The 2,169-nt window shown below is 77.2% G+C and carries 2 protein-coding genes; both read left to right on the forward strand.

Going from position 1 to position 2,169, the window contains the following annotated elements; genetic code table 11:
• Positions 1-721 (forward strand): L,D-transpeptidase (locus PAI11_RS11015; RefSeq protein WP_138974240.1); only part of this gene is annotated, 721 nt, incomplete at its 5' end.
• A gap of 155 nt (positions 722-876) precedes the next feature.
• A partial coding sequence (locus PAI11_RS11020; protein ID WP_040599906.1) for an HAD-IC family P-type ATPase occupies positions 877-2,169 on the forward strand: 1,293 nt, incomplete at its 3' end.

Raw genomic sequence — 2,169 nt, forward strand, 5'->3', positions numbered from 1 at the left:
GGCCCTGCGGCAGGCGGTGCAGGCGACCCCGCCGGGCGCCGCGCCGCCGGCGATCGCGGCCGACGACGAGCCGGACTGGCCGCTGGCCGCGCCGTCGCGGACCGACGGGTCGACGATCGCCCTGGTCGTCGCGCCGGTCCGCGCGCTGCGCCACGCCGGCTCGGGGGCGACGGTCTGGCAGGTCCCCCCGGCGACCACCTGGTCGGGGCAGCCGATGACGCTGCTGGTGCTCGAGGCAGTGCTCCGGGACGGTCGCCGCTGGTTGCGCGTGCGGCTGCCGATCCGGCCCTCGGGCACGATCGGCTGGATCCCGGCCGACGCGGTGCTGCTGGGGCGGACCCGCTTCTGGATCGACGTCGACACCCGCCGCCGGACGGTCACCGTCAGCCGTCTCGGTCGGCCGCTGCGGCGCTTCCGCGCGGTCGTCGGCGCTCCGCGGACCCCGACGCCGCGCGGCCTGACCGCGATCTACGAGCGCAACCCGCAGCGCGACCGCCGCGGCTTCCTCGGCCCCTGGGCGATCGCGCTCGCGGCGACCTCGAACGTCCTCCAGGAGTTCGACGGCGGACCGGGCCGGATCGGGATCCACGGTCGTGGCGGCGCGAGCCTCCGCGACCCGCTCGGGAGCGCCCGCTCGCACGGATGCGTCCGGATCGACAATGCGGCGATCGGCTGGATCGCCCGCAACGTCCCCGCCGGCGCGCCGGTCCTGATCGGCTGACCGCGCTCAGCGCTCGGCGGCGGTCCGGGACGCCGCGAGCACGGGCTGGCCGAACGCGCCGGCCCGGCCGCGACGCGCGGGTCTGTGCGATTCGTCGTCTAGGCGATCAGTCGTGTGGCCGGCCCGCCGGGTCGCTGGCGGTAGCGTCCCGTGGCGTGACCGGAGCCGACGCGACGCAGGATCCGACGGCGGGCGCCGGCGCGAGCGGGCTGGCCCAGGTCGAGGCCGAGCGGCGGCTGCGCGAGCGCGGCCCGCAGCCGCCGCCGGCGACGAGCCGCTCCTACCGCTCGATCGTCGTCGCCAACAGCTTCACGATCTTCAACCTGATCCTGGCGGTCTTCGGGGCGGCCACGATCGCGTTCGGCAATCCGAAGGACGCGCTGTTCCTGGGGATCCTGGTCGCCAACACCGGCATCGGGACCTTCCAGGAGGTGCGGGCGAAGCGGGCGCTCGACCGGTTGGCGGCGCTCGTCGCCCCGCGCGCCACCGTCGTCCGCGACGGCGCCCCGCGCGAGGTCCCGGTCGAGCAGGTGGTGGTCGACGACCTCGTCCGGGTCGGGGCCGGCGACCAGGTGGTGGCCGACGGCACCGTCGTCGCGGCGGAGGGGCTGGCGCTCGACGAGTCGAACCTGACGGGCGAGTCCGAGCCCGTGGTGCGCGCGGCCGGCGACGCCGTCCTGTCGGGCTCGTTCGTGGTCGAGGGGCAGGGATCGTTCGTCGCCACCGCCGTTGGTCCCGCCAGCCGCGCCGCGCGGCTGGCGGAGACCGCGCGGGCCTTTCGCCACCCGCGGTCGCCGCTGGAGCGGGCGATGGACCGGCTGCTGATCGTGCTCGTCGGCGTGATGGTGCCGCTCGGCGTGGCGCTCGGGGTCTCGCTGGCGCTGCGCGACGTCGGCCAGGCGCAGGCGGTCGAGACGCTGACGGCGGCGATCGTCAACATCGTGCCCGAGGGCCTGATCCTGCTGGTCTCGCTGACCGCCGCGGTCTCGGCCGCCAAGCTCGCGCGGCGCGGGGTGCTGGCCCAGCAGCTGAACGCGATCGAGTCGCTGGCCTCGGTCTCGGTCCTCTGCACCGACAAGACCGGCACCCTCACCGAGGCGTCGCTGCGGGTCGTCGCGGTGGTTCCCGCGGACGGGGTCGCCGAGGACGCGGCCGCGCTCTCGCTCGCCCGCTTCGCCGCCAGCGCCCCGGTCCGCAACGGCACGCTGGAGGCGGTCCACGAGGCGGCGCTGGGCGGCGACGGGGCGTCGGTCGCACGGACGCCCAGCGCCCTGGTGCCGTTCTCCTCGCGCCGGCGGTGGAGCGCGTTGGAGCTCGACGACGAGCGGCTGATCCTGGGGGCGCCCGAGGCGCTGCTCGACGGCCGCGACCCGGCGCTCGCCGGGCGCGCGGCGGAGGAGGCCGACCGCGGCCGGCGGGTCCTGGCGCTGGCCGCGGCCGACGCGCCG

This window comes from Patulibacter medicamentivorans (assembly GCF_000240225.1).
GTDB classification, from domain to species: Bacteria; Actinomycetota; Thermoleophilia; order Solirubrobacterales; family Solirubrobacteraceae; genus Patulibacter; species Patulibacter medicamentivorans.